Raw genomic sequence first — 8,159 nt, 5'->3', positions numbered from 1 at the left:
ACTTGCGATGAGGGAGCTCCTGAAATAGGCATGAGCCCCATTTGGAAGATCCTTCGCTTCGCTCTGGATGACATGTCTTAAGTGAATGGCAGTGAGGATGAAGTGCCACTCGATCCCAGGCTCACCGACTATTAAATTATTTAATTTACGCTTACCTCACTTATTTAATCAAATCCATGATACAATTGCATCAAAAATAGTCATATTGAATTGAGTGGAACAAACAACTCCAACTCAGCAACGGCATACTAAGGAAACAACATGAGTTTTACATCTTTGGGTCTAATAGAACCCCTGCTTCGCGCTGTTAGCGAATTAGGATATACAGAGCCCTCCCCCATTCAAGTACAGGCAATTCCGGCAGTTTTACGCGGAAGCGATGTACTAGCCTCCGCACAGACTGGAACAGGTAAAACTGCCAGTTTTGTATTACCGATTTTACAAAAAATTCATGATAAACCTCGTGCTAAAGGTAACCGTGCTCGAGTTTTAATCGTTACGCCAACTCGAGAGTTAGCTGCGCAGGTACACGAAAGTATTGTTCAATATGGACGCCATTTATCCTTACGTTCTACCGTTGTTTTTGGCGGAGTGAAAATTAATCCACAAATGATGAAATTGCGTGGCGGTGTAGAGTTATTAGTTGCCACCCCAGGGCGATTGTTAGATTTGCATCAGCAACGTGCAATTCAGCTTGATGAAATAGATACTTTAGTTTTAGATGAAGCAGATCGCATGTTAGATATGGGTTTCATTCATGATATTAAACGTATTATTAAATTATTACCCAGAAACAGACAAAATTTAATGTTCTCCGCTACATTTTCTGAGGAGATTCGTGCCTTAGTCAAAGGGATATTAAATCAGCCAGTAGAAATAGACGTTGCGCCACGCAATACGACTGCGGTTGCGGTAAAACAAACCGTTCATCCCGTTGATAAAGCGCGCAAGTCTGCTTTATTGAGTCATTTAATCCATAAGAATAAATGGGGGCAAACTCTGGTATTTTCGCGAACCAAACATGGAGCCAATAAATTAGTGAAACAGCTGGCAGAAGAGCATATTTATGCCGCGGCCATCCATGGTAATAAATCACAATCACAACGGACCAAAGCATTAGCTGATTTCAAATCAGGTGAATTACATATTTTAGTGGCTACCGATATTGCCGCCAGGGGGATTGATATTGATCAACTTCCTTGTGTAGTCAATTTTGATTTACCCCAAGTCGCTGAAGACTACGTTCATCGCATTGGTCGAACCGGTCGCGCAGGAGCTTCAGGCCAAGCAATTTCTTTAGTCAGTGCTGATGAAGTCGGGCAACTACAAGCCATAGAAAAATTGATTAAGCGAAAATTGGAACGAGTAGAAATTGAAGATTTTGAACCCAATCACAACTTGCCCAGTTCCGCATTACCGGCTAAACCCAAAAAGAATTTTCCCTTTAAAAAGAAAGCAACTCCTACAGCAAGAAAAACAGAGAGGAAACCTTTTACGAAACGCTCTTCAAGCAAATAATAACCATTTCCTGAGTAAATCGCATGGGAGAATAGGGCTTAAACGCCCCCCTACTCACCACGTCCCGCGGCTTGTGTATAGCAGCGGGACGCAGATAAATACCTTAAGGTCGTACCGACCAAAGCCTCCTCCAATGCGATACTCTTCTTCGCTTGAATTTAGCCTCATCCCTACCCTCAAATATGCAACAGAATCTTACTGATTTGTTAACACATTTTATTCACGATCAAAATAAAACCAAATTAATTTCAACTATAATTAGTAAAAGACAGGTTCAAATTTAAAGATAGAGCACTATAGGGATATAATTTTGAATACAACGTTAGATAATATACAAAAAATCAGAATATCAGACGCAGATAATACTTTATCAAATCGTTCTTATACACCCTTATCTCCTTCACAAAATAATATAGCACAAAATATTGATGGCCTTTTTTTTAGGGTTAAAAAACAAACGATTCCTAAAATGATTTTTGGAGCAGGATTTACCCTTATTGAGCTAATGATTACTCTAAGCGTACTTTGTTTGCTTTTAGTAGTCGCAGTACCTTCTTTTAGAACCATGATATTAAACAATCGTTTAAACGCAAATTCTGAATCGCTGGTTAACGCATTAAGCTATGCACGCAGTACAGCTCTCTATCAAGCAATGAATGTAGTCGTGTGCCCTTTTGGGGCTGCAAATTCTACTGCTTGCGGAGCTAATTGGAACTCAGGATGGATAGTAGTCACGCAACCTGCTGCAGGTGTTGGAACTCTTCTTAAAAGCCAACAGGCATCCCCCACCGACCCCCTATTAACATCCAATGTAGCAAGTGTCGTGTTTGATTCTCATGGAATTGCGACCACCCAAAGCAATTTCAAGCTATGCGATGATAGAGGAGGCGCATTTGCTCGTTCTGTAGAGGTTTTAGCCACTGGCTTTGTTCAATCGGGCAACACTCCTGGCCAAGCAGTTTGGGATAATAGCGCGCTTACATGTCCTTAGTGGAGAATAAAGTTATGGCTGTTAACATGATAAGACACAAAGGAATGACCTTACTGGAGGTTTTAGTTACCCTGGTAATCCTGGCTTTTGGATTGCTAGGTATAGCCAGCATGTTAATGTTTTCTAATCAAGCAAATAACTCCAGTTATGCAAAACAACAAGCAGTACAAAGCGTTTACGACATCTTCGACAGAATTAGAACCAATTATCAAGCAGCGATTAATGGCAATTATAATGTAAGTAACATAGGGTCTAACGGTTACCCTACTTCAATCTCTGCCCCATCAGTATTATGTAATGTTTCAACGTGCAACCCAACACAAATGGCAGCCTATGACACATGGTATTGGTTAAGTAAGGATGTAGCTAAATTACCCAGCGGGAGTGGATCTATTACTTCAGCATCTTCTGGAGCATCAGGAAATACAATAATCACGGTAACCGTCCAGTGGGATGATAGTCCGGCTCAAGCGACTTTAGGATCGAGCAGTACGGTTTCAGCAACTAATGCTAACTTTGTTCAACTCAGCATACAGAGCGAACTATGAACCAGAATGAATTACAACAACAAGGCTTTTCTTTAGTAGAACTCATGGTGGCTACCGTGATTAGTCTCTTTATTAGCTATGCGGTATTGGAAATTTATCTGGCTCAGTCTCAACTTCATAAAGTATCTAACTCTCAAGCCGTGATTCAGAGCACTCAAAATGCAATCATCAACCTAGTCACACCCATAGTCAGATCCACCGGATTTATGGGGTGCGGTACCCTGGTTACTGCTATTTCTAATTTGAATGCTGGCGGACCAAATCCAATAGCAACACTTAACACCAATCCGATAATGATTATAGGTTATAGCGGAGGAGGAGCCTCTTTCACTATTACCCAAGATAATCCAGCCAATGACGGTAATGTCGGTAATTGGACACCTTCGCTGGAACCAACTCTTGCAGGCAAGGTACAAAAGGGTAATGACGTTCTGATTGTATTGGGACCAGCTCCTGGCAGCTTTCCTTTAGCAATAACCACTATTGATCCTGGCAGCAGTTTTTTGGTGGTACAAAGTTCCCCTGCCACGTTGACGGCAGGACAATTTGGTGCCGTTTCTGATTGTGCAAAAACAGTAGTGTTTCAAATTACCGGAGTAGCAGGAGCTAATATTAATCATAATGGGGGAACGGGAACTCTCGAAAACTCCAGTAGTACGTTCCCGGTAAGTTTCGCCATAGGCTCACAGTTTATTCCATTGCAACAAACCGCTTTTTTTGTTGGTCAAGGGGCTGGGGGACAGAGCGCATTGATGCGAGCGACCCTGGTTGGCAATAATTGGAATATTCAACCTATAGTTCCGGGAATTGAGTTCATGAAAGTACAATATGGAATTGGTAGCGGCGGAAATATCACTCAATATGTATCAGCCAACGCCGTACCAAACTGGGCTCAGGTATATGCTGTTCGGATAGGATTTTTAATTCAAGGAGAGGTGGGTTCAGGAACCCGGGCTTCCAATCAATTCACAGTGCTGGATACTCAAGTGACAGTACCAGCCGACAATCGAATTCGCCACGTATTTGAAATAACCATTAATTTGAGGAATGCCTTATCATGAACCAATTATCCTCAATTTCTCAATCAAGACAACAAGGCTATGTGTTGTTAACCACCATAGTATTAATGATTATGCTGACAGTCCTGGCCGTGACGCAAGTATCACTTAATACCAGCCAAACACGAGTTGCTGCTAATGTAACTGATTCTGAAATAACTTTTGAAAAAACAGAAGGAGCTGTAAATGAAGCAATTAATAACTTAAATAATGGTACCTATAATGCGGCCAACTTTCTGAGTAACAGCAATGGCTTTTATTTATTCGATCAAACTGCTGCCGCCCCATTATGGAAAACAATTAATTGGGCAAGCAGTTCAGCGGTTATTCAGAGTTTTCAAGGCAAGTCTGGTGCGCAAGCAAGTTATTTCATTGAAAAACTTCCCTCTGTCTGTCTACCAGGACAAAATTGCAAATTACCATCTAATTTATATCGAATTACTGCACGTGCTGTGGGAGCAAATGGAAACTCATCGGTAATAATACAAACCACGCTACAAATTCAATAGGTCATAATAGTATGGACATATTAAAGACTCAAAGCAGATCCAGATTCGGTAATTTCTTTAAGACATCATTAAAAGCTGTCCTGTTTCTAATATTATATTTTTCAGGCATACAAATCGTATCTGCAGTGCCCACACTGAATATTCCTCAAGTTTCCTTAATTATGTCCAGTCCTATTCATCCCCAGGTACTTATTTTAATTGGTAACTCCCAATCCATGGATGGTACCTTAAGCGGGGCGATTATGACCGGTTCAGGTTCACTCGCCTCCAATTTAAGTTCATTGAACAATTCAAGTTCTCCAGTGAATTATGTGGTACCTAATGGCTTTACTCCTCCTATACAGGCTGCAAATGCCAGTGGCCTGGCACCCTATACCGTATCACAAAGTGGAACCCTGATTGACAACGGCCCCAGTCGATTAAATATGGCAAAAGCAGGGGTTCAAGCGATTATCCAGGCCTACATGCAATCAACTGATTTTGGCTTGGCAACTTATACAACCAGTGGGGCTCAAACATACAATACCTGGGTCTACTATATGTCACCACAAACAGGAAATTTCGCCTTCACCAATTCTCCTGTTGCTGGAAACAGATACATTACCAATCCATGTTATAATTACAGTTCCTCTTCATCAACCATTTCCAGCAATTGCTCTTCTATTGCCGGTTTTTTTGGGTCTGCATTAGTATCTTCCAGTTTATACATGCAGATTGGATCATCCAGTGACGATCCTTCTATTAATGACGTCCTTTATGCCGGTAGCGGATTCCCTGGAATATTTTTAACTTATCAGGGGCCTTCGCCAAATACCCCCTACCCACCTAATTTTTCTTTATCCAATTATAACAATGGCAATGTTAGCATCGCCTATTCAAAATCATTACCTAATATTGGTAATTTTAGTTCCTCTCCCACCAACGCAGGTTTCGTACCTTTTTCACCTCAGGTCATGTATGCTCAACGAGGCTTTGGCTATTACGGCACTCAGACTGCAAATACTGGGACTATCCGCGTTCCGATGACCTCTGCCGGAACAAATCCTACGACTACGAGTGTAAATAATGCCATCAATCTTTTTTTACCTTTTTTAAAACCTGAGACAAACTCCTCATCAACTACTGAAATTAAAGACGTTGCCACTCAATCACCTACGGCGGGTTTATTGTCAAAGGCCAATAGTTATTTCTCCACTCTCGGCACCACCAGTGGTAATGGCTGCCCGCAAAAAAAATACGTTATCTTGATTTCGGATGGTCTACCCACTCAAGATCTTAATGGGAAATTATGGCCCCCGTTAGGAAGTGCTGCAGCTGTTGGTTATGGCGTTACTGCAACATTTAATGCGGATGGTTCATTAAACAGTACTAATGATCAAGCCTTAACCGATGCCATTAATACTATAAAAACATTAAAGACTAATGGAATTTCGACCTATGTTATTGGAATGGGAGCAGGTGTTGATCCCACAGTAAATCCCCAGGCAGCCGCAACACTTACAGCAATGGCAGTTGCAGGTGGCACTATTAACTATTATCCAGCAACTGATCCAGTATCTTTAGTAAATGATCTGAATACCATTATGGTTTCTATTCAAAATGGATCATTCTCAACTTCTGCTGCATCGGTTAGTTCTACTCAACTTAATAATGGAGCAGTAGAATATCTGGCAAGCTTTATATCCAATGATTCGCCTTATCAGGATTGGACAGGAAATTTAAAAGCACTGGCACTAAATCCGGCCACAGGTATTCCCACAGGTACTGTTCTTTGGGCAGCTAAACCGCTACTTGATACTCTGGTAGCAGGCACAGGTTGGTCAAGTACTCGAATGATAGCTACCTGGAATCCTGTGGCCAATGCTGGCGCTCCTTTTGAGTGGACCAATATTTCTACCGCACAACAAAATCAACTACAGCCCTCTGACTTACTGGGGCAATCAAGATTACAATACCTACGCGGTAATACCGCATTGGAAAAACAAAATGGAGGAACTTTCCGTAATCGCTCCCATATTCTAGGCGACATTATGGACAGTCAGGTTGCTTATGTCGGTCCGCCGCAAGGCCCTTATCAAACATCAAGTTACATCACCTTTGCCAATGCAAAGAAAACACGTCAAGAGATGCTTTATGTAGGAGCTAACGACGGGATGCTGCACGCATTTAATGCAACTAACGGTATCGAGGTTTTTGCCTTCATCCCTAATGCGGTATTTGGAAATCTCGCAGCTCTCACTGCTCCCCTTTATAATCAAAGCCACCTCTTTTTTGTAGACGGTTCACCACAAAGTGGAGACGTGCAATTTGCAAACAGCAGTTGGCATACCATCCTTGTGGGTGGGGAAAATGCTGGAGGAAACAGTATTTATGCTTTGGATATTACTAATCCTAACGTATCCTCAGAAACAACTTTAGCTCAATCCATACTTTGGGAGTTCACTGACAGTGATCTGGGGCTTACCTTCGGCACCCCTCAAATTGCTCAAATAGGTGCTAGCAGTTCTAATCCCCTAACTTTTGCTGTATTTTTTGGCAATGGCTATAACAACCCGAACAATAATGCGGTACTTTATGCAGTCGATCCCCAAACAGGTACGACTTTAAGTAAAATTAATCTGTGTACTGCCGTGCCCGGCGCATGTAACGTTAATGCCCCCCAGGGACTTTCTTCAGTAACGGTCGCAAACAGCAGTGGCATACAAGGACAACCCATTACCGTAGTTTATGCTGGAGACCTCCAGGGAAATCTCTGGGCTATTGATGTTACTGATCCCTCTCCCGCTAATTGGAGTGCTCGCTTATTATTTCAAGCAAGAGACTCTGGAGGAAACCCGCAGGCAATAACAACGGCCCCAGTTGTTACCCTGAACCCCAATTTTCCTCGTCGTTCAGGCTTATTTGTTATGTTCGGCACTGGACAATTACTCGTTTCTGCTGATCTGCTCAATACTCAAACTCATACCATCTATGGGGTATGGGACAAACCGTTATCAGGAACAACCTTTACCCGTACTAATCTCCAACAACAGACATTAAGTATTATTTCCCCGGCTCAATCGGGTTTATCACAACCCATACTCACCGTTACGAACAATGCCATCAATTGGAATAACCAGGTAGGCTGGTTTGCTGATCTTCCGACAGGAGGACAAAGGACGATAACAAATCCCATTATTCTTAACGGCGCGTTTATTACCACCCTAAATACTCCGCCCTTGTCTGCTTGCGGCACTGGATTTTCGTCCACCCTATTAGAACTTAATTTCAGGTCAGGTGGCTCATTTCTTCAAGCGCAGCTGGATGTTGCTGGTAACAACGATTTAAAAAATCAACCCAAATTCAATGGTAGTTATGCAGTCGGAATGGGATTATCGAATAGCTATGCCAATGCCGCTACCTACGTTGGAGTAAATCAAAGTGGCAATGCCGTGCTGCAGATTATTCAATCGAACGGCACGCAATCTACAGTCGTTAACCCGAATAGCGGCCAAAGAAAAATAGGCTGGTGGCAAGTTCAATAAGGAACGATAAT

At 42.1% G+C, this 8,159-nt stretch carries 6 protein-coding genes; all 6 read left to right on the top strand.

Annotated elements, in window-relative coordinates:
* The first annotated feature begins 261 nt into the window (after positions 1–261).
* Positions 262–1,518, top strand: a complete 1,257-nt coding sequence (locus tag LOX96_RS14570) for a DEAD/DEAH box helicase (protein WP_250423468.1) — start codon at positions 262–264, stop codon at positions 1,516–1,518.
* A 310-nt stretch (positions 1,519–1,828) separates the two neighbouring features.
* The gene (locus tag LOX96_RS14565; RefSeq protein WP_250423467.1) at positions 1,829–2,509 is read left to right on the top strand and encodes a GspH/FimT family pseudopilin; all 681 of its coding nucleotides are present in this window, start codon (positions 1,829–1,831) and stop codon (positions 2,507–2,509) included.
* Positions 2,510–2,523: 14 nt separating this feature from the next.
* Positions 2,524–3,057 (top strand): type IV pilus modification protein PilV, encoded by a 534-nt coding sequence (gene pilV / locus LOX96_RS14560; RefSeq protein WP_250423465.1) that lies wholly within the window; start codon positions 2,524–2,526, stop codon positions 3,055–3,057.
* Positions 3,054–4,118 (top strand): PilW family protein, encoded by a 1,065-nt coding sequence (locus LOX96_RS14555; RefSeq protein ID WP_250423464.1) that lies wholly within the window; start codon positions 3,054–3,056, stop codon positions 4,116–4,118. Before pilV ends, LOX96_RS14555 begins: the two co-directional genes overlap by 4 nt.
* Positions 4,115–4,624 (top strand): pilus assembly PilX family protein, encoded by a 510-nt coding sequence (locus LOX96_RS14550; protein WP_250423462.1) that lies wholly within the window; start codon positions 4,115–4,117, stop codon positions 4,622–4,624. The genes LOX96_RS14555 and LOX96_RS14550 overlap by 4 nt, the downstream gene beginning before the upstream one ends.
* Positions 4,625–4,635: 11 nt before the next feature.
* Complete coding sequence (locus LOX96_RS14545) at positions 4,636–8,148, top strand: pilus assembly protein (protein WP_250423461.1); 3,513 nt, start codon at positions 4,636–4,638, stop codon at positions 8,146–8,148.
* Positions 8,149–8,159 lie beyond the last annotated feature (11 nt).

This window comes from Legionella maioricensis (assembly GCF_023618015.1).
Lineage (GTDB): Bacteria > Pseudomonadota > Gammaproteobacteria > Legionellales > Legionellaceae > Legionella > Legionella maioricensis.
The sequence above is the reverse complement of the archived record's forward strand: the minus strand, read 5'-3'. Positions and strand labels throughout refer to the sequence as shown.